The 18,013-nt window shown below is 70.3% G+C and carries 18 protein-coding genes; 8 read left to right on the top strand and 10 right to left on the bottom strand.

Annotation, left to right across the window (positions count from 1 at the left end):
* Positions 1–39 precede the first annotated feature (39 nt).
* Positions 40–660 (top strand): helix-turn-helix domain-containing protein, encoded by a 621-nt coding sequence (locus ACWD02_RS12265; RefSeq protein ID WP_451208111.1) that lies wholly within the window; start codon positions 40–42, stop codon positions 658–660.
* 20 nt (positions 661–680) lie between these two features.
* Here the strand turns inward: ACWD02_RS12265 and ACWD02_RS12260 are convergent, their stop codons facing one another.
* Entirely contained in the window at positions 681–2,738 is a 2,058-nt protein-coding gene (locus ACWD02_RS12260; RefSeq protein WP_451208109.1) for a phosphocholine-specific phospholipase C, read from the bottom strand.
* Between the two features lie 102 nt (positions 2,739–2,840).
* Between ACWD02_RS12260 and ACWD02_RS12255 the strand changes: the two genes are divergently transcribed.
* Together ACWD02_RS12255 and ACWD02_RS12250 are read left to right on the top strand one after the other, a co-directional pair.
* A complete protein-coding gene (locus tag ACWD02_RS12255) occupies positions 2,841–4,010 on the top strand; it encodes a damage-control phosphatase ARMT1 family protein (RefSeq protein ID WP_451208106.1) in 1,170 nt (389 codons plus the stop codon).
* A 300-nt stretch (positions 4,011–4,310) separates the two neighbouring features.
* On the top strand, positions 4,311–5,996 hold the full coding sequence (locus tag ACWD02_RS12250; protein ID WP_451208103.1) for an ABC-F family ATP-binding cassette domain-containing protein: 1,686 nt from the start codon (positions 4,311–4,313) through the stop codon (positions 5,994–5,996).
* A gap of 33 nt (positions 5,997–6,029) precedes the next feature.
* On the opposite strand, the gene ACWD02_RS12245 is transcribed toward ACWD02_RS12250, so the two are convergent.
* The 5 genes from ACWD02_RS12245 to ACWD02_RS12225 all read right to left on the bottom strand — a co-directional run bounded on the left by ACWD02_RS12245 (position 6,030) and on the right by ACWD02_RS12225 (position 10,440).
* On the bottom strand, positions 6,030–6,497 hold the full coding sequence (locus tag ACWD02_RS12245) for an RDD family protein (RefSeq protein ID WP_451208100.1): 468 nt from the start codon (positions 6,495–6,497) through the stop codon (positions 6,030–6,032).
* Positions 6,498–6,728: 231 nt separating this feature from the next.
* Complete coding sequence (locus ACWD02_RS12240) at positions 6,729–7,289, bottom strand: DoxX family protein (protein WP_451208096.1); 561 nt, start codon at positions 7,287–7,289, stop codon at positions 6,729–6,731.
* Between the two features lie 82 nt (positions 7,290–7,371).
* Complete coding sequence (locus ACWD02_RS12235; RefSeq protein WP_451208092.1) at positions 7,372–7,788, bottom strand: hypothetical protein; 417 nt, start codon at positions 7,786–7,788, stop codon at positions 7,372–7,374.
* Positions 7,789–7,969: 181 nt separating this feature from the next.
* Positions 7,970–9,526 carry an alpha/beta hydrolase gene (locus tag ACWD02_RS12230; protein WP_451208089.1) on the bottom strand — a complete coding sequence of 519 codons (1,557 nt, stop codon included), beginning with the start codon at positions 9,524–9,526 and terminating at the stop codon, positions 7,970–7,972.
* Between the two features lie 80 nt (positions 9,527–9,606).
* Positions 9,607–10,440, bottom strand: a complete 834-nt coding sequence (locus ACWD02_RS12225; protein WP_451208086.1) for a helix-turn-helix domain-containing protein — start codon at positions 10,438–10,440, stop codon at positions 9,607–9,609.
* A gap of 116 nt (positions 10,441–10,556) precedes the next feature.
* Here ACWD02_RS12225 and ACWD02_RS12220 point away from each other — a divergent pair, with 116 nt between their 5' ends.
* The 3 genes from ACWD02_RS12220 (at position 10,557) to ACWD02_RS12210 (ending at position 13,439) form a co-directional block, all read left to right on the top strand.
* A complete protein-coding gene (locus ACWD02_RS12220) occupies positions 10,557–10,928 on the top strand; it encodes a cupin domain-containing protein (RefSeq protein ID WP_451208083.1) in 372 nt (123 codons plus the stop codon).
* A 185-nt stretch (positions 10,929–11,113) separates the two neighbouring features.
* A complete protein-coding gene (locus ACWD02_RS12215) occupies positions 11,114–12,382 on the top strand; it encodes an aminotransferase class I/II-fold pyridoxal phosphate-dependent enzyme (RefSeq protein WP_451209171.1) in 1,269 nt (422 codons plus the stop codon).
* Between the two features lie 121 nt (positions 12,383–12,503).
* Positions 12,504–13,439, top strand: a complete 936-nt coding sequence (locus ACWD02_RS12210; protein ID WP_451208081.1) for a hypothetical protein — start codon at positions 12,504–12,506, stop codon at positions 13,437–13,439.
* A gap of 11 nt (positions 13,440–13,450) precedes the next feature.
* On the opposite strand, the gene ACWD02_RS12205 is transcribed toward ACWD02_RS12210, so the two are convergent.
* The 3 genes from ACWD02_RS12205 to ACWD02_RS12195 all read right to left on the bottom strand — a co-directional run bounded on the left by ACWD02_RS12205 (position 13,451) and on the right by ACWD02_RS12195 (position 15,579).
* Entirely contained in the window at positions 13,451–14,014 is a 564-nt protein-coding gene (locus ACWD02_RS12205; RefSeq protein ID WP_451208078.1) for a GNAT family N-acetyltransferase, read from the bottom strand.
* Between the two features lie 72 nt (positions 14,015–14,086).
* Entirely contained in the window at positions 14,087–14,500 is a 414-nt protein-coding gene (locus ACWD02_RS12200; protein ID WP_451208075.1) for a (R)-mandelonitrile lyase, read from the bottom strand.
* Positions 14,501–14,562: 62 nt separating this feature from the next.
* Positions 14,563–15,579 carry a zinc-dependent alcohol dehydrogenase family protein gene (locus ACWD02_RS12195; RefSeq protein WP_451208072.1) on the bottom strand — a complete coding sequence of 339 codons (1,017 nt, stop codon included), beginning with the start codon at positions 15,577–15,579 and terminating at the stop codon, positions 14,563–14,565.
* A gap of 190 nt (positions 15,580–15,769) precedes the next feature.
* Here ACWD02_RS12195 and ACWD02_RS12190 point away from each other — a divergent pair, with 190 nt between their 5' ends.
* Both ACWD02_RS12190 and ACWD02_RS12185 read left to right on the top strand, forming a co-directional pair.
* Positions 15,770–16,666, top strand: coding sequence for a helix-turn-helix transcriptional regulator (locus tag ACWD02_RS12190; protein ID WP_451208069.1), 897 nt, complete (start codon positions 15,770–15,772; stop codon positions 16,664–16,666).
* Positions 16,667–16,710: 44 nt separating this feature from the next.
* Positions 16,711–17,340: a LysE family translocator gene (locus ACWD02_RS12185; RefSeq protein ID WP_451208067.1), complete on the top strand. Its 630-nt coding sequence runs from the start codon at positions 16,711–16,713 to the stop codon at positions 17,338–17,340.
* 42 nt (positions 17,341–17,382) lie between these two features.
* Here the strand turns inward: ACWD02_RS12185 and ACWD02_RS12180 are convergent, their stop codons facing one another.
* Positions 17,383–17,952 (bottom strand): TetR/AcrR family transcriptional regulator, encoded by a 570-nt coding sequence (locus ACWD02_RS12180; protein ID WP_451208065.1) that lies wholly within the window; start codon positions 17,950–17,952, stop codon positions 17,383–17,385.
* Positions 17,953–18,013: the final 61 nt, after the last annotated feature.

Below are 18,013 nucleotides of genomic sequence, written 5' to 3'. Positions count from 1 at the left end.
AGCTTGACAAAGCTATTTGCCGCCCCGGCAAATGAGGGGATGAGCGACGACGCCCAACTCACGGATGTGCTCACCGCCGTCGGGCCGCGCCTGCGGGCGCTGCGGAAGGCGCGGGGCGCCACCCTGGCCCGGCTGAGCGAGGAGACGGGGATCTCCCTGAGCACGCTCTCGCGCCTCGAGGCCGGGCAGCGGGAGCCCACCCTGAAGCTCCTGCTGCCGCTGGCCAAGGCGTACGGCGTACCGCTGGACGAGCTGGTCGGCGCGCCGCAGACCGGTGACCCGCGCATCCACCCGCGGCCGTTCACGCGCCACGGCAACACCTGGGTCCCCCTCACCCGCTACCTCGGCGGAATGCACGCCTACAAGCAGGTCATGCCGGTCCCCAGAAGCGGCACCCGGCAGAGCACACGTCCCGAGCAGGGCATGCACGAGGGCTACGAATGGGTGTACGTCCTCTCCGGGCGGCTGCTGCTCGCCCTGGGCGAGCACGACCTGGTGCTGACCGCGGGCGAAGCCGCCGAGTTCGACACCCGCACCCCGCACGGCTTCGCCAACGCCGGTGACATCCCCGTCGAGTTCCTCGCCCTGTACGGGGCCCAGGGGGAGCGCATGCACGTACGCGTCAGGCCGGGCAGCGACGAGGAGGTGGGCGGGGCCTAGCCCGCTCCCGGGGGCGGCGGTCAGCCGGTGCGCAGCGCCGGGTCGCTGGTGCCGGGCTTGCCCGTCTCCACGTGCCCGGCGAACCTGCGCAGGTAGGCGCTGTCGCTGTCGGACCGGACACGCAGGTCGTACCAGCGTTTGCTGTGGCCGAGGTCGACCGAACGGGACTGCCTGCCACCTGCCGCGACGGTCAGTTCGGTGCTCTTGCCGCCGTAGGCGTTGGTGATGGTCAGGCGGCAGGCGGCCTTGGCAGGGTTGGTGACGGTGAGCCTCACGCGCCCGGTCTCCCGGTCATGGCGGCAGGTGATCTCCGGGCTCGGGGTGGCGGCGGTTCCCTCGTACGTCCGCAGGTAGCCGTTGGGGCCGTGCACGCTCAGCTCGTACGTCCCGCCGGAAGGGCCCGTGCTCCAGGTGTCGGAGATCTTCTTTCCTGCCGCGGCGGTGTAGGTCCAGGGCCCGTCGTCGCGGTTGCCCGAGGTGACGAGGAAGCAGGCGCCGGTTTCCTCGCCCGGTGCGAAGGTGAGCTCGATGGTGCCGTCGGAGGGCTGCACGGCCGCGGTGACCAGCGGCGTGTAGGGCAGGGGCCGGGTGGGCCGCGTGCCCTTCTCCTGCTTGGGCAGGGCGGAGGAAGCGGGCGGCGAGGGGGTGTAGCTGTCGTGCCGTTCCTGGTCCGGCGGTGCGTAGCCGTCGGTGCTCGGCAGGTCCGCGCGCCCGGTGTGCTTGAGGCCGAAGTCGAAGGCCGAGGTGAGGTCGCCGCAGATGGCCCGGCGCCAGGGGGAGATGTGCGGCTCGCGCACGCCGAAGCGGCGTTCCATGAACCGGATGACGGAGGTGTGGTCGAAGACCTCGGAACAGACGTAGCCGCCGGTGGACCACGGGGAGACCACGAGGGTGGGGACCCGTATGCCCAGCCCGTAAGGGCCCGCGCTGTACTCGCTGTCGCCGGGGAAGAAGTCGAGCTCGGTGTCGACGGTGGACGCGCCCCAGGAGGAGTCGGCCGGAGGGTAGGGCGGTGGCACGTGGTCGAAGTAGCCGTCGTTCTCGTCGTAGGTGATGAACAGGGCCGTCCTGCCCCACACCTCGGGGTCGGACGTCAGGGCGTCCAGGACCTGCGAGATGTACCAAGCGCCGTAATTCGCGGGCCAGTTGGGGTGCTCGCTGAACGCTTCCGGAGCCGCGATCCAGGATATCTGCGGGAGTTTCCCGGACGTGACGTCCGCGCGGAGGTCGTCGAGAAGGTGGCCGCTCTCCTTGATGTTCGTTCCCTTGCGGGCCTTTTCGTAAAGAGGGTCCCCGGGCTTGGAGTTCCGGTACTTGTTGAAGAACATCAGTGAGTTGTCGCCGTAGTTTCCGCGGTAGGCGTCCTCCAGGACGCCCCACAGTCCGTCCTCGGTGAGTCCGTCGCCGGTGTCCTGGTAGATCTTCCAGGACACCCCGGCCTTTTCCAGGCGCTCGGGATAGGTGGTCCAGTCGTAGCCGACTTCTTCGTTCCCGAGGACCGGTCCGCCGCCCTTGCCGTCATTTCCGGTGTGCCCGGAGTAGAGGTAGTAGCGGTTGGGGTCGGTCGCGCCGATGAAGGAGGAGTGGTAGGCGTCGCAGACCGTGAAGGCGTCCGCCAGCGCGTAGTGGAACGGTATGTCGTCCCTGGTCAGGTGGGCCATCGTGCCGGGGGTCTTGGCTGAGATCCAGTCGTCGTACTTGCCCTTGTTCCACGCCTGATGGCCGGTTTCCCAGTCATGGCTCAGCCCGGCGATGAACTGCATTCCCAGGTCGTCGGCCTCGGGGTGGTAGGGCAGGACTTCCTCGCCGCCACCGGACTGGTGCCATACCGGCTTTCCGCTCTCCAGGAGCAGCGGGCGGGGGTCGCCGAATCCCCGGACGCCGCCCAGCGTGCCGAAGTAGTGGTCGAAGGAGCGGTTCTCCTGCATGAGGACCACGATGTGGTCGACGTCGTCGATCGATCCCGACCGGGTGGCGGCGGGGATGTCGAGGGCGCGCATGATGCTGGCGGACAGAGCCGCGACGCCGGCGGTGCCACCCGCGGCCTGGAGGAAGCGTCGACGGTTGAATGCGGGCATGGAAGCTGAACCTCTGGAACATGGGGGATAGAGGGCGGGTCACCGTAGACCGGCTTGCCCACAAGCCGTCAAATAGTGAGAAGAAAAGGTGAAGGAGCAACCATGTCGGACGCAGTCGAAGCCCCCGTCATCCTGAGCGACGTACCCGGCTCCTTCCCCAGGAGCGTGCTCGCCGAGCGGCACCCCGCGCTCATCAAGAAGGTGCGCGACGCCTTCCCCTACGGCCCGCGGCAGCATCGCGCCCTCGACGCACTGCTGACCCAGGCCACGGAAGGCGTGATTGAGCCGCCGCGGCCCGAGGACCACGACCGTCACCTGTGGCAGGAGTGGGGGCGTGACCACATCGGACTGTCCTGGTTCGACGTGCCCTTCCTGTGGTCCGAGAGCTACTTCTACCGCCAACTCCTCGCTGCTGTCGGGTACTTCGAGGACGGCCCCTGGCAGGGGATCGACCCGTTCCGTCCGTTCAAGCAGGCGGAACTCCACACCGGTGAGGCCGACGAGGAACTGGCCGCGCTCGACCGGCTGGCCCCGCGGCCCCTCGGCGAGCAGCGTCAGGCCCTGCTCCTGGGCTCACTGTGGGGAAACCGCGCCGACCTGGGCTTCGCCGTGGGCGGCGGCGGGGCAGGGACCGCCGACTCACGCCTCGTCGCCGACGACTCCGAGCTGCTGTGGTCCCTGCTGCCCGAGGGCGGCGCGGCCACGCTGTGCCTGGTCGCGGACAACGCCGGACGCGAGCTGCTGCCCGACCTCATCCTCGTCGACCACCTCCTGCGCCATCGGCGCGCCGAGCGGGTCGTGCTGCACGTCAAGCCGTATCCGTACTACGTCTCGGATGCCATGACGGCCGACGTCATCGACTGCCTGCGCCGCCTGAACGGCGCGGGGGGCGTCGCGGCGGAGGTGGGCGACCGCCTGTGGTCGGCCATGGGCACCGGTCGGCTCACCGTCCGCAGCCACGTCTTCTCCTGCGCCCCGCTGCCGTACGCACAGATGCCCGACGACCTGCGCCAGGAGTTCGCCGAGGCCGACGTGACCGTCATGAAGGGCGACCTGAACTACCGACGTCTGGTCGGCGACCGGATGTGGCTCGCCACCACACCCTTCGAGGAGGTCACCGCGTACTTCCCCGGACCGGTGGCGGCCCTGCGGACGCTGAAGTCCGACGTCGTCGTCGGGCTCGACGAGCAGACCGAGACGGAACTCGTCGCCGCGCACGGTCAGGGCTGGCGCACCGGCGGCACCCACGCCCTCGTCCAGGCGCGGCGGTGATCTTAAAGCTTTGCCATTCCCTCGTGCGGTCGTTATCGTTTCAAGGGTCCTGTTGTCTCCGATAGAGGTGGACGTTGCGCATCTGAGGTTCGCGATCATCGCGCCGTACGGCCCTCGCCGTACGCCCGTCACGCCGCAGTCGGCCCTGCCGCCCTGCCCGTGGCCCCGCGTGGATGCGACCTCGGTGCATGAGCCGTCCCCCTGTCTCCCGGACCGCCGCACCCCTTTTTTCCCGGTCGGTCGCCGCGTGGTGCTCGCATACGACGCCCCCTGCCCGCGCCTGCGACTGCGAGATCCATCATGTCCGTACCCACCACCCCCAGCACCTCCCTGACGTGCTCGGCCCTGTCGTTCCAGTGGCCGGACGGCACGAGCGTCTTCGACGGCCTCTCCGTCAGCATCGGCCGTGGCCGCACCGGGCTCGTCGGCACCAACGGCAGCGGAAAATCAACCCTGTTGCGCCTGCTGGCCGGGCAACTGCGCCCGTCCCACGGGTCGGTGACCGTCGGTGGCAGCCTCGCCTACCTGCCGCAGAACATCACCCTCGACACGAACCTGCGCGTCGACCAGGCCCTGGGCATCGCCGAGCGGCGCGACGCCCTGCGTGCCATCGAATCCGGCGACGTACGCGAGGAGCACTTCGAGACGATCGGCGACGACTGGGACGTCGAGGAGCGGGCCCTGGCCCAGTTGGGGTCCCTCGGCCTCGGCGACGTCGGACTCGACCGGACCGTGGGTGAGATGTCCGGCGGGGAGACCGTGCTCCTGCGCCTGGCGGCGCTGCTCCTGGAGCGCCCGGACGTGCTCCTCCTCGACGAACCGACCAACAACCTCGACCTGTTCGCGCGCCGCAGACTCTACGAAGCCGTCGACTCCTGGCGCTCCGGCATCCTGGTCGTGGTCAGCCACGACCTCGACCTGCTCGAACGCGTGGACCGCATCGCCGAACTGCGCGCCGGATCGGTGAGCTGGTACGGCGGCGGCTGGTCCGCCTACGAGGAAGCGCTGGCCACCGAGCAGGAAGCGGCGGGGCGGATGCTGCGGGCCGCCGAGGCCGACGTACGCCGTCAGAAGCGCGAACTGGAGGAGACCCAGGTCAAGGTGGCCCGCCGCCAGCGGCACAGCAAGAAGATGGACGCCCAGCGGCGCGCCCCGCGCATCGTGGCGGGGGAGAAGAAGCGCTCCGCGCAGGAGTCGGGGGACAAGCTCCGGGGCCTGCACGAGGAGCGGCTCAACGAGGCGCGCGAGCGGCGCGAGGAGGCCGCGGACGCGATCCGTGACGACGCCGAGATCCGCGTCAGCCTTCCGCACACCGCTGTCCCGGCGGGCCGCACGGTGCTGAGCGTGAGCGAACTGCGCCCCCGCTTCGGCAAGTTGAAAGAAGGCAGCCTGCATGTGCAGGGGCCCGAACGGATCGCTCTGGTGGGCCGCAACGGCGCCGGCAAGACGACGCTGCTTCGCACCCTCGCCGGGGAGCTGCCTCCGGTGTCCGGCGAGGTCAGGACGTCGGTGCCGCTGAGGTTTCTGCCGCAACGCCTGGACGTCCTGGACGACGGTCTCAGTGTCGCGGCGAACGTCGCCCGACTGGCTCCCGGGCTCACCGACAACCACATCCGTTCCCAGCTGGCGCGCTTCCTCTTCAAGGGGGCACGCGCCGAACAACTGGCGGGCACCCTCTCGGGCGGCGAGCGATTCCGCGCCGCGCTCGCGGCGATGATGCTCGCCGCACCGGCCCCGCAACTCCTGATGCTGGACGAGCCGACCAACAACCTGGACCTGGCCAGCGTGCGCCAGCTGGCCGGCGCCCTGGAGTCGTACGAGGGTGCGCTCCTGATCGCCGGCCACGACCTGACCTTCCTGGAGTCGGTCGGCGTCACCCGCTGGGTCCTGGTCGCGGAGGAACTCGTGGAGACCACCGCTGAGGAGGTACGCGACCTGCTGGCGGCGGCACCGGGCCAAGGGGATGCGGGAGAAACGTCGTCGTAGGCGCCCGGCAGGCAGGTGGGATCGTCCGTGGGGTCAGGAACGAACCGTCCGGCGGCGCACACGCACTCCCACCGCGTCCTGCTGCTCCACATCGCTGTCCGTCGCCACGTGCACCGGGACGAAGACGATCATCCAGTAGAAGCCGAACAGCCAACGGCCGGTGAGCCGGACGAGACCGGGGCGCCGGCCGTCGGAGGCGCGTACGACACGCAGCCCCGTCATCAGTTTCCCGAGACTGCCCCTGGCCGCCTGCGTGAGCAGGACATGGTTGACGAAGGACACCCCGAGGGCCACGCCGAGCGCCGCACCCCACACCGAGGGGGACTGCGGCCGCAGTTCGACCACCCCGTCACTCACTTCCACACCGGTCGCGGCGCCGGCCGCGAGGCCACACATCAGGGCGAACAGCGCGTCGATGACCGCTGCCGTCACTCTGCGCGCCTGGGAGGGGAGCACGACACGGGCGGGAGTGTGGGTGGGGATGTGCTGCTGATCGACCACGTCTCTGTTTCCGGTCTCTTCCCTGTCCGGTGTGCGAACGGGCCGACAACCGCCGCACCCGGCCCGCACGCTACTGTCCGAGATCGCGCGACGGTTGAGCGGGGTCCAGTAGTCCGGGGCTCGGGTTGCGCCGCTCGCCCCCACCGGTCCGGGCCCGAGGCCGATCGCACTGGGGCGAGCGCCTGTTGACCGGGCCCGTCCCGGCGGGGACGGTACGGGACTTCTTCCTGGTCAGTCGTGCAGGGCCACCAGGACCACGGCGGCCGAGACGGCGCCGAGGGCCACCGCGGCGATGCCGTGGGAGAGACGGTGGGTGCGCGGGACCGGCAGGACGTGGTCCGCGGCGAACCGGCCGGGGCCGGCGAGGGCAAGGCTCACGGCAGCGGTGAGCAGGACCAGGTCGTACTCGATGCCGGCCGGGTTGAAGAAGCCGTTGCCCCACTTCATGGCGATGGCGTTGAGCATGATGCCGACGATGCCCGCCCCGGCGAGCGGGGTGAGCAGGCCGATGGCCAGTCCCAGGCCGCAGAGCGTCTCCGTCAGACCGGCGACCGTGGCCATGGCCTTGGGGGCGGAGTAGCCGTCGCTCGCGAAGAAGCCCGCGGTGGCGTCCAGGCCCGCGCCGTTGAACCAGCCGAAGAGCTTCTGGCTGCCGTGCACGGCCATGGTCAGACCGACCGCGCAGCGCAGCAGAAGCAGGCCGATGTCACCGCCGTACCGTGCGGAAGCAAGCGGGGAGTGGGGGCCGCCCGGGGTGGCGGTGTGGGTGCTGGTGGAAGCGTAAAGGGGCATGCGGATCTCTCCTGTTGTCGAGGAAGGTGCTGCGGGGCTGCCGACCGGTCCTGTCGGCGGGGTGCGGGTGGAGAGATCCCGTCTACGTTCTGATGACCTGGGTTCTGTAGAGATCGACGGACGTCGCGTCCGGGGGAGAAGCGCAGGGCGGCGCGGGGGCCTCGTCCGGCGGCTCGTACGGCGCGGGCGCCGCCTCGAAAGCGGGCGAACTGGTCCGCTCGGGAGCGGGCAACGCCCCGCGCGGCGTCCTGTTCTCGCCCTCGTGGCAGCCACGGCCACCGTCGCGGGACCGGTCACGGCCGCTGTCACGGCTGTCGGCCGCGCGCTCGGCGTACGGGCCGAAGGCGACGGCGGACGCGCCACGGTCGTCGGTGACGGCCGCGACCGCGGTGCCCGACGGTCCGTCGATCCCGAGCAAGGGGACGAGAAAGAGAAAGGCCATGGCGAACAGGGCCGTGCGCACCGCACCGCCCTGGGGTCGCATCTCCCGTGTGGCCATGTCCGAGAGATGGTAGGCCAGAGTCGGCGCCGGGCACAGGAGGCAAATGAGGCACCTGCCGTGAAGGGTCGTACCGTGCGGGAGAACGGCCGCGGCTCTTCAGCCCGTCCAGCCCGTCCAGCCCGTCCAACCCTTTCCAACCGCTCCTAGCCCTTCCCGACTTCCTGGCCCTTCCCGCCTTTTACCGTCGGGCGCAGTTGATGTCGTGGGCGGGCAGGACGCCGGTGCGCAGGTAGTCGTTGACCGCGCTGTCGGCGCAGGGGATGGGGCGGAGGCCTGCGAGATCGCGGCCGTAGACGCCGTGGGAGCGGATGTCCGCGGTGATCAGGCGCGAGCCGGTCAGCTTGCGGTGCAGGGCCAGGGCCCCGTCGTAGGGGGTGTTGTTGTCGCGGCGGGCCTGCAGCATCAGTACGGGTACGTCGTTGGCGATGGCCGTGCCCGGTTCGCGGGGCTCGGCGGGCCAGAAGGCGCACGGGGCGATCATGCCGTTGACGTAGGGGCCGAACACGGGCTGGGTGCCGCGGCTGCGCTCGCTGTTCTGCCAGTACGTCTCGGGGTTCTCGGGCCAGCCGCCCGCGGGCCAGCCGCCGTCGCCGCACATGTAGATCGCACCGCCCACCATGCTGTCCGCCAGGTCGGGCGAGGCGAGGAGCTCCAGCATCGCGGCGAGCTCGGGGCCCGGCTCGGTGAGCTTGCCCGCCGCGGCGCCGACCAGGTCACGCACGATCGCGGCCAGCGTCGGATCGTTCTCCTCGTGCTGAATGGGCTGCTTCAACAGCAGCCGCAGGACCGGGGCGTTGAGGCGTTGCCCGTCGACGCTGATCGGCCGCCGCTCGGCCTGTAGGAGGAGCCGCTCGACGCGCATCCGGACGTGAGAGGCCGTGCGGCCCAGTTGGTAGGTGTCGTGGCGGCGGGCGGTCCAGGCGGCCCACTCGTCCAGCGCTTCCTCGGCCGGTTCGCCGGAGCTATGGAACAGTTCGTACTGGGTGGCCGCGGGGTCCGTCGAGGAGCCGATGACCATGCGGTCGGTGCGGCGGGGGAACATCTGGGTGTAGACGGCGCCCAGGTCGGCGCCGTAGGAGATGCCGTAGTACGAGAGCTTCCGCTCGCCGAGGGCTGCCCTGATGACGTCCATGTCCCGGGCCACGTTCCGGGAGGACGCGTGTGGCAGCAGCTCCGCGTTGTCCCCGTGCTCCTGGCAGCGCCGCGCCGTGTCCCGCGCGTTGCGCACCGAGGCGTCGAAGTCCGCGCGGGGGGAAGTCGAGGGTCCCGGTGGGGTCGGCGGATCGGCCGGTGCGCAGGTGATCGGGGAACTCTCGCCGAGGAACCGCGGGTCGAACCCGATGAGGTCGTAGCCGTCCGCCACCTCCTTCAACGCGGGCCGCAACGCGAGGGTGTTGGCGATCCCGCTGCCACCGGGCCCCCCGGGATTGGACAGCAGGATGCCGCGACGCTGCGAGGAGGCCTTGGCCTTGATGCGCGAGACCGCGATCTGAAGGGTGCGCCCGCCGGGAGTGGAGTAGTCGAGAGGAACGGTCACCTCGGCGCACCGCGCCCCCGCGGCGTTCAGCTCCTCCTGCGCCTTCGAACACGGCCCCCAGCTGAGCCGCTGCTGGTGATGGGCGGAGGTGGGGCGCGTTCGGGTCCCGGGAGAAGACTCCGCCACCGAAGGCACCGCTCCGGCAAGCAACCCGGCCAGACCGAGACCGACCGCGAATAAGAGGTTTTGGCCGCGCATCGTGCTCCTAGGAATCAACTGACACAAAAAAACAAGGACACGGCCGACGCTATGAGCACGGAAGACGCCAGAACATCAGGTCACCTGGCCGATGCCTCCGGGGGGTAGCCCCCGCCCCGTCCGTAACGTCCGGGTGTTGTGCCCACGTGGCGTGTGAAATGCCGGTTCAGGTGGGCTTGGTCGTGAAATCCCACGGTGGTCGCGACGTCGGCGGGACCAAGTCCGTCGAGCAGGAGGTGGCGGGCCCGGTTGATGCGCTGACCGGTGAGGTAGGTGTGCGGTGGCAGGCCGTAGGTCTGCTTGAAGCAGCGGATCAAATGGGTCGGGTGCGCGTGCAGGATGGAGGCGGCCTCGTCCAGCGAGAGGCCTTGGGTTGTCCGGGAGTCCAGCAGTTCACGTAGCCGTGCCGCCAGACGATTTGCCTCGCGGCCCGGCGTGCGGGGCCGGAGCGCTTCAAGGTGGCCGCGGAGCCGCTCACCGATGAAGGAGAGTCGTGATTCGGCCTCGAACTCGTCTCCCGGGCGGCCGAGCGAGGCGTGCAGTTGGTGGATCCGCCCGCGCAGCAAGGCGTCGTCGATGACCGGCCCGTCCACCGCGCCACCGGTCAGCCGCCGGGGGAGCACGGAGTCGTCGAGGTAGAGGACGCGTTTCCGGAAGCCCGTCGCGGTGACCGTCCGCCCGTCATGGGGCACACCGGGAGGCAGCAGGAGGACGTTCGCGGTGCCGGTCGCGTCATGGCGGCGGCGGTCGAGCGCGAAGTCGACCGCCCCGTCGTCAAGAATCATCAGGTCCCACGTGTCGTGGGTGTGGGCCGGATAGGCGTGGTCGGTGAAGTGCGCGTGAAAGACCTCCGCGATGCCCGGGACCGGCGGCCGCCAGGCTTGGACGGACGTGCGGGGGAGCTCTCCGGTCATGCCAGGAACGTACAAGACCGGCGAAGCCCGGTCCCGGCAGGCTCGGGGCATCAGCCGGACAGCGGTGGGCCCCAGTAACTGGGGCTTCGTCCGCCGGCTCCAGGAAGGAAGACCGCATGCCCCAGCAGCACGCTCCCGTCAACATCACTGAAAAGCTCGCGGAGTTCAGCGAGCTGTGGTCGCAGAAGACCGTGGCAGTACTGAACGACTACGAGGTCAAGCTGGCCAAGTTGCACGGGGAGTTCGTCTGGCATCGCCACGAGGACACCGATGAACTGTTCCTGGTTCTGACCGGGCGCTTGACCATCCGGCTCAGGGACGGTGACGTGGAGCTGGCCCCCGGTGAACTGTTCGTGGTGCCTCGCGGTGTCGAACACTGCCCGGTGGCGGCGGTGGAAACCGCCATCCTGCTCTTCGAGCCTGCCGGGACGATGAACACTGGTGACGCCGGGGGACCGATGACCAAGGCGGCCGAGCTCGTTCGCTGAGGGTCCCCACCGCCACCCGCGGCCGGATCGGTGGGCGGCCGCGGGCCTCCGGAGAGTGACGCGCGCCACCTGGCCGGGCACGGGTGGGGCATTGCTTTGTATCCTCGGCGGGCAGTGCCGATGCCCCCGGCGCGAGCCCGTGCAGCTCACAGGCCCGGGCAGTGCCGACAACGTAAGGACACATGATGACCACCGAGCTGAGCCCCGACGCCGTGACCGGGCTCCTTGAGCGGGCCCGCCAGGACTACCAGGACCTCGCAGGACGCGGGCTCTCGCTCGACCTCACGCGCGGCAAGCCGTCGCCGGAGCAGCTCGACCTCTCCGAGGACCTACTGAGCCTGCCGGGCGGGCGGCACACCTCCGCCGACGGCACGGACGTGCGCAATTACGGCGGTCTGCAGGGTCTGGTGGAGCTCCGGGAGATCTTCGCCGACGTGCTTCAGGTGCCGGCGGGCCAGCTCCTCGCGCTCGGCAACTCCAGCCTCGAGCTGATGCACGACTGCCTGGTGCACGCGCTGCTGAGTGTGGTGCCGGGTGCCCAGTCGCGCTGGGTGGACCAGGAGCGGATCGCCTTCCTGTGCCCGACCCCGGGCTACGACCGGCATTTCGCCCTCTGTGAGCGGTTCGGGATCGACATGATCCCCGTGCCGATGACCGCCGAGGGCCCGGACATGGACGTCGTGGAGCGGCTCGTCGCCGAGGACCCGTCGGTCAAGGGCATCTGGTGCGTCCCGAAGTACAGCAACCCCGACGGTGTCTGCTACAGCGACGAGACCGTCGCCCGGCTCGCCTCGATGCAGGCCGCCGCACCCGATTTCCGGATCTTCTGGGACAACGCGTACGCCGCTCACCACCTCACCGAGAAGCCCGTCGAGATCGCCGACCTGCTCGCCGCCTCCGCGGCTGCCGGGAACGCGGACCGCGTCTTCGTCTTCGGCTCCACCTCGAAGATCACCGCGGCGGGTGCCGGCGTCGCCTTCTTCGGCTCGTCGCCCGCGAACCTGAAGTGGCTGCTCGCCAACAACGCCAAGCGGTCGATCGGCCCGGACAAGATCAACCAGCTGCGGCACGTCATGTTCCTGCGGGACGCCGAGGGAGTGCGGGCCCACATGGAGCGTCAGCGCGCCCTGCTCCAGCCGAAGTTCGAGGCCGTGGCCCGGATTCTCGAGGCAGAGCTCGGCGGGACCGGTCTCGCCCGCTGGACCGACCCCAAGGGCGGTTACTTCGTCACGCTCGAGGTGACCGACGGCTGCGCCAAGGAGGTCGTGCGCCGTGCCGCCGAGGCGGGCATCGTGCTGACCCCGGCCGGCGCCACCCACCCGTACGGCGACGACCCGCGCGACGCCACCATCCGCATCGCGCCGAGCTACCCGAGCCTGGCCGAGCTGGAGCAGGCCATCGCCGGGCTCGCCGTGTGCGTGCGCCTGGTCGGCTACGAGCAGCAGGTCGCCTAGCTCCGAAGGCGCCGAGCTCCGGGGACCGCCCGTTCCCGGTCCTCGGTCCTGGTCACGCCCGTTCGGTTCCGGCCAGTAAACTGCGCGCGCTCAGAAGCGTCGCAGGAGGCGAGGGGGAACCGTGGCACACGGGGGATATCAGGGCTGGGGCCCGGGAAACGGCCGTCCGCAAGGCGGCGGCCCCTATCCGTACGACCCGCAAGGAGGCGGCGGCCCGAATCCGTACGGGCCGCCGCAACCCGGGCCGTACCCGCCTCCGCAGCCGTATCCGTACCCGCCGCAGCCCGTCCGCCGACGGCGTTCCGGGTGCGCGCTCTTCTTCGTCTCCCCGCTCATCCCCTTCATCCGCTCTGCCCGCCGCCGCGCCGAGGCGATCTTCAACCAGCCCGGCGCCGGCCACGTCGCGGACCCGCTCGTGTCGAAGGTGCAGCTGGGGCGCGCGATCGTCGGTGCGGCCGCCAGCTTCGGCCTGATCTACGTCTACGGCGCTGACGACGGCTGGAGCGGCGTCGCCAACGACGGCGTCGCGAAGCTGATCCTCGCCCCGCTGCTGCTGATCTTCACCGGTCCGCTGGTCATCCTCGGCTTCATCCGCTACGCGCCCGCCGAGCAGCGGCGTGTGCTCCGCTCCCGGCTGCGTGCGCCGCTCAAGGCCGTGGCCTGGTACGTCGGCATTCTGGCGGGGGTGGGCCTCGTACTGGCGGGCAGCACCGTGGTACTCAAGCAGAACCACGGCACGCTCGTGAACGGCCTCATCGCGCTCGCGCTGCTCATCGGCCTCGTCTGGCTGCTGCCGTTCCTGCTCTTCGCCTCCGCGTACGCCGCCCGCTACGCCTTCAACACGTCCAACGTGCACGCCGCTCTCCCGGCCGCGCTCACCGTCGTACTCGTCTGGGAGCTGATGCTCTTCAGCATCGCGCTCGACGGCGGACTGCCGCACGGGCCGCCGGCCGCGCAGTGGTGCGCGGTCCTCGGCGGCCCCGTGACCGTGACCGCTGTGGCCCTGTGGGAACTGCGCCGCATGCGCGTCCGCCACGGCGTGCGCATCCGCCACTGAGGACGCGTCGGTCAACGGCCGTCCGGGTGGAGGACCATCTCGCGCTCCCTCTTGGAGGGATCGCCCTTCATCGGGACGGTCACCCCGGAGGGCACGAATCCGTAGCGCCGGTAGAAACGCTCGGCCCGCGCGTTGTCCTCATGCACGTACAGGCGCACCCGCGCAACGTCCGGCACCGACCATGCCCACTCGACCGCCGTCGTGAAGAGCGCGTCGATCACTCCGCTGCCGCGGTGCTCGGGGCGGACGAAGACTCCGATGACATGCGCCTGGCGCTGCTCGATCGCCCCGCCGAACACGTCCTCGCTGTCCGCGTCCTCGATCAGCACGGTCACCGTGCCGCCCCAGGTCCCGTCCCCGGCCTCGGCCACGAACTGGCGCAATCGCGTTCCGTCGGACGCCCCCTCGGCCCGCTTCCGCCAGTAGGAGTCCGGTTCGGCGGCGGCCTGTTCATACGTGTCGAGGAAGGCGATCGGAGCCACCGGGTCCTTGAGTGCTCGGAGCCGCAGCTCCTTGACCTTGGCCCACTCGTCGGCGCGTATCGGACGGACGGCGTCACCGGAAACCTGATTCATGTCGCCGCACCCTACGCGACCTCGCTCGGGCCGGCCTCTTTATTTCCGCAGGTCACCGCTTTGTGGGCACCGTTATCGGTTGGAGTTGCGAGGGCTGTCGTACTGCTCGTCGCTGACGGGTTCCGCCCACTGGGTCTCGGGGGTGTCGTCTCCGGTGCCCTCCCACATGGCGATGTGCTCCATGAACCGGTCGGGCGCCGAGCCGTGCCAGTGCTCCTCGTCGGGCGGGCAGCTGACCGTCTCCCCGGGGTGAGCCTCCAGGACGGTGCCGTCGCGGGTGCCGATCAGGGCGACACCGGAGACCACGTGCAGGGTCTGGCCCACGGCGTGGGAGTGCCAGTTCGTGCGGGCGCCGGGGGAGAAGCGGACAAGGTTCGCGCGCATTCGCGACGGTTCCTGACCGGCGACGATGACGTCCCACCAGACGTCTCCGGTGAACCACTCGGCCGGTGCCTTGCTGGTGGCCTGGGGCTTGATGAATTCCATGGGGCTTCCTGTCGATTCGATGGCGGCGTGACGGCGGAGAGAGGGCGCGGACGCGGCCGGCGTCACGGCTTGAGGAGTGCCTTGATCGCGCGACGCTCGTCCATGGCCTGGTAGCCCTCGGCGACCTGGTCGAGGGGGAGGGTGAGGTCGAAGACCTTGCCGGGGTCGATGCCGCCGGTCAGGACGCGGTCGATCAGGTCGGGCAGGTAGCGGCGCACGGGGGCGGGGCCGCCCCGCAGTCCGACGTGCGAGAAGAAGAGCTCCTGGCCGTCGACGGCGACGTCGTGCGGGACGCCGACGAATCCGACGTTGCCGCCGGGCCGGGCCGTGTGCAGGGCCTGCCGCATCGCCTGGGCGGTGCCGACGCACTCCAGGACGCTGTCGGCGCCGATGCCGTTCGTGAGATCCTTGACGCGGGCGACGCCCTCGTCGCCACGCTCGGTGACGATGTCGGTGGCGCCGAATTCCACGGCGAGCCTCTGCCGGGACTCATGGCGGCTCATCGCGATGATCCGCTCCGCGCCCATCTCCTTCGCGGCGATGACGCCGCACAGGCCGACCGCGCCGTCGCCGACGACGACGGCGGTGGAGCCGGGCCTGACCTCGGCCGCGTCGGCGGCCCACCAGCCGGTGCCCATGACGTCGGAGACGGCGAGCAGACCGGGCCAGAACGCCTCGTCGGGCGTCTCATCGGTGGCCACGAGGGTGCCCTGGGCGTTGGGGATGCGCACGTGGTCGGCCTGGCAGGTGCTCATGAACTCGCGGTGCAGGCAGTTGGACTGGAAGCCGTTCAGGCAGTTGGGGCAGGTGTTGTCCGAGGTGGCGAACGAGCCGACGACGAACTGGCCCGGCCGTACCGAGGTGACCTCGCTGCCGACCTCCTCCACGAAGCCGACGTACTCGTGACCCATCGGGTGCGGGTCACCGATCGGCTCCGCGCCGCGGTAGGGCCACAGGTCGGAGCCGCACACACAGGTGACGGCCGTGCGGATGATCGCGTCGGTGGGCTTGAGGATCTTCGGGTCGTCGAGCGTCTCGAAGCGTACGTCGCCGGGGGCGTGGATCACTGCGCCGCGCATGAGGGTGGTTCCTAACGTGCTGAGGGGCGGGCTGTTCGAGCCCGTCCGCGGTCGGCTCGGGCCGACCCCGGGTCGCCGGGGTGTGCCACGTCTTCCAGGGAACCCCGCATTCCGGCGCGCAGCGAGTTACGGACGAGAGGTGTACCGGCAGTACATCGCTCTGGCGACCCCCGCGCCGTACGGTCGGTGCATGGACAACCGTGATGAGGTCCGCGAGTTCCTGACCTCGCGGCGGGCCAAGATCAGCCCGGAGCGGGCGGGGCTGCCCGCGGGCCCGCGGCGCCGTGTGCCGGGCCTGCGGCGCAGCGAGGTCGCGGCCCTGGCAGACATGAGCGTCGAGTACTACGCCAAACTCGAGCGCGGCAACCTCGCGGGCGTCTCTCCGGGCGTCCTCGAAGCGGTGGCCCGGGTGTTGCAACTGGACGAGGCCGAACGCGCCCACCTGCAGAATCTGGCGCAGGCCGCCGACGGCTCCGACGCCCTGGCCCGCCCACGGCGCCGCCGGGGAGCCAAGGACCAGTGGAAGCCGCACCGCAGCCTGCAGTGGACGCTGGACGCGATCACGGCGGGGCCCGCGTTCGTACGCAACGGCCGCACGGACATCGTCGCGAGCAACCGCCTTGCCCGCGTTTTCTACCGCGACCTCTACGCCGCTCCGGGGAACCAGGTGAATCTCGCACGCTTCCAGTTCCTCGATCCCGCTTCGCGGCGCTTCTACCCCGACTGGGAGCGGTTCGCCGACGTGTCCGTCGCCATTCTGCGCACCGAGGCCGGGCGCAATCCGTACGACAAGGACCTGCACGACCTGGTCGGTGAACTGTCCACCCGCAGCGAGGAGTTCCGCACCCGCTGGGGCGCCCACGACGTCCGCCACCACGGAACCGGCACCAAGCGCTTCCGCCACGAGATGGTCGGCGAGCTCACCCTTGCCTTCGAGGGCCTGGAGTTGGCCGCCGAACCAGGTCTGACCCTGACCATCTACGCCGCCGAGCCCGGCTCCCCGTCCGAAGAGGGCCTGCGGCTACTGGCCTCCTGGACCGCAACGGACGGGACCCCGACCCCTTCACAACAGCCCACGCCAAGCTGACGCCCTCGCGATGACGCGGCGAACCTCGGTGCGAGACTGGGGCCATGTTCGTTCAGCTTCTCGCGGCGACCGGTGTGCTCGCCGTGCTGACCATGGTTCCCGGCCCGGACATGGCCGTAGTGACGAAACGGGCCATCGCCGCCGGGTGGCGGGACGGCCTGCGTACGGTCGGGGGCATCACCGCGGGGCTGCTCATCTGGGGCGTGCTGACCGTGGTCGGCCTGGCCGCGGTCCTGGCGGCGTCCGCCACGGCGTACACGATCGTCAAGCTCGCCGGCGCCCTCTACCTCGGGTTCCTGGGCGTCCAGGCGCTTCTGCAGAGTCGGCGCAACCGGTCGGCGGCTTCGGCGGCAACCGACTCCTCGCTTCCGTCCCCGTCCGGCAATCCCTGGCGCACGGGGCTGGTCAGCAATGTCTTCAACCCGAAGATCGCGGTCTTCTACACCGGCCTGCTGCCCACGCTCGCGCCGTCCGACGTATCGCCGCACCTCGGGATGGCCCTGCTTGTCCTGATCCACGCGGTCCTCACGCTCGTCTGGCTCGGCAGCTACGTGCTCGTGCTTGCCAAGGCGCGGGCGTTCTTCGAGAAGCCTGCCGTGCGGCGCGGAATGGACCGTGTCACCGGTGTCGTCCTGATCGGTTTCGGGGTCAAGGTCGCCACTTCGCACCCCTGAGGCGCGGCCCGCCCGACGCCAGGTGATCGCCTGACCCCGGAATCAGGCGACCTTCCAGGCCGCCTCGATCATCCGGAAGATCTCGTCCACCGCGGCCTCCGGCTCGGCCGCCTCGCGGGCCACCGCGTGGGCGTCGATCACGAACCTCGCGATCGCCCTGCAGGCCGTCGTGGTCCGTGCCAGGTCGGGATCCGCGGCGATGGCCGTCGCCAGCGACTCCGCGTGGCGCAGCCTCATCGACTCCTCGTACTCCCGCAGGGCGGGCGATCCCTCGATCATGCGCCACAAGGTGGCGGAACCGTCCGCCGTGCAATGCCGCACCAGGGCCAGGACCTCGCGGCGCAGTGCGGGGATCAGCGGGTCGTTCGGCGCCCGGTCGGTGACCGCGCGCGTGAGGCGCTGCTCGAAGTCCTCGTCCTGCTCGAACACCAGGGCCTCTTTCGAGGCGAAGTGGGAGAAGAGCGTGGTGACGGCCACGTCGGCCTCGGCTGCCACGTCACGGATGCCCACCGCGTCGTATCCGCGCTCCAGGAACAGCCGCAGGGCGGCGTCAGCGATCTTCTGGCGGGTCGCTGCTTTCTTGCGCTCACGGCGTCCGGACGGCTCGGTCATGACCTGACGCTATCAAATACAAAGCCGTAATCGCTTCTAAAAGCTAACAGTGCTGAAACAC

Source organism: Streptomyces sp. NPDC002853, from assembly GCF_053591915.1.
This window is presented reverse-complemented; position numbering and strand designations above follow the sequence as displayed.

What these genes read in the sequence shown, in the direction of transcription:
- ACWD02_RS12265 (WP_451208111.1), top strand. Translation starts at nt 40, where the DNA reads ATGAGCGACGACGCCCAACTCACGGATGTGCTCACCGCCGTCGGGCCG.
- ACWD02_RS12260 (WP_451208109.1), bottom strand. Translation starts at nt 2,738, where the DNA reads ATGCCCGCATTCAACCGTCGACGCTTCCTCCAGGCCGCGGGTGGCACC.
- ACWD02_RS12255 (WP_451208106.1), top strand. Translation starts at nt 2,841, where the DNA reads ATGTCGGACGCAGTCGAAGCCCCCGTCATCCTGAGCGACGTACCCGGC.
- ACWD02_RS12250 (WP_451208103.1), top strand. Translation starts at nt 4,311, where the DNA reads ATGTCCGTACCCACCACCCCCAGCACCTCCCTGACGTGCTCGGCCCTG.
- ACWD02_RS12240 (WP_451208096.1), bottom strand. Translation starts at nt 7,289, where the DNA reads ATGCCCCTTTACGCTTCCACCAGCACCCACACCGCCACCCCGGGCGGC.
- ACWD02_RS12235 (WP_451208092.1), bottom strand. Translation starts at nt 7,788, where the DNA reads ATGGCCACACGGGAGATGCGACCCCAGGGCGGTGCGGTGCGCACGGCC.
- ACWD02_RS12230 (WP_451208089.1), bottom strand. Translation starts at nt 9,526, where the DNA reads ATGCGCGGCCAAAACCTCTTATTCGCGGTCGGTCTCGGTCTGGCCGGG.
- ACWD02_RS12225 (WP_451208086.1), bottom strand. Translation starts at nt 10,440, where the DNA reads ATGACCGGAGAGCTCCCCCGCACGTCCGTCCAAGCCTGGCGGCCGCCG.
- ACWD02_RS12220 (WP_451208083.1), top strand. Translation starts at nt 10,557, where the DNA reads ATGCCCCAGCAGCACGCTCCCGTCAACATCACTGAAAAGCTCGCGGAG.
- ACWD02_RS12215 (WP_451209171.1), top strand. Translation starts at nt 11,114, where the DNA reads ATGACCACCGAGCTGAGCCCCGACGCCGTGACCGGGCTCCTTGAGCGG.
- ACWD02_RS12205 (WP_451208078.1), bottom strand. Translation starts at nt 14,014, where the DNA reads ATGAATCAGGTTTCCGGTGACGCCGTCCGTCCGATACGCGCCGACGAG.
- ACWD02_RS12200 (WP_451208075.1), bottom strand. Translation starts at nt 14,500, where the DNA reads ATGGAATTCATCAAGCCCCAGGCCACCAGCAAGGCACCGGCCGAGTGG.
- ACWD02_RS12195 (WP_451208072.1), bottom strand. Translation starts at nt 15,579, where the DNA reads ATGCGCGGCGCAGTGATCCACGCCCCCGGCGACGTACGCTTCGAGACG.
- ACWD02_RS12190 (WP_451208069.1), top strand. Translation starts at nt 15,770, where the DNA reads ATGGACAACCGTGATGAGGTCCGCGAGTTCCTGACCTCGCGGCGGGCC.
- ACWD02_RS12185 (WP_451208067.1), top strand. Translation starts at nt 16,711, where the DNA reads ATGTTCGTTCAGCTTCTCGCGGCGACCGGTGTGCTCGCCGTGCTGACC.
- ACWD02_RS12180 (WP_451208065.1), bottom strand. Translation starts at nt 17,952, where the DNA reads ATGACCGAGCCGTCCGGACGCCGTGAGCGCAAGAAAGCAGCGACCCGC.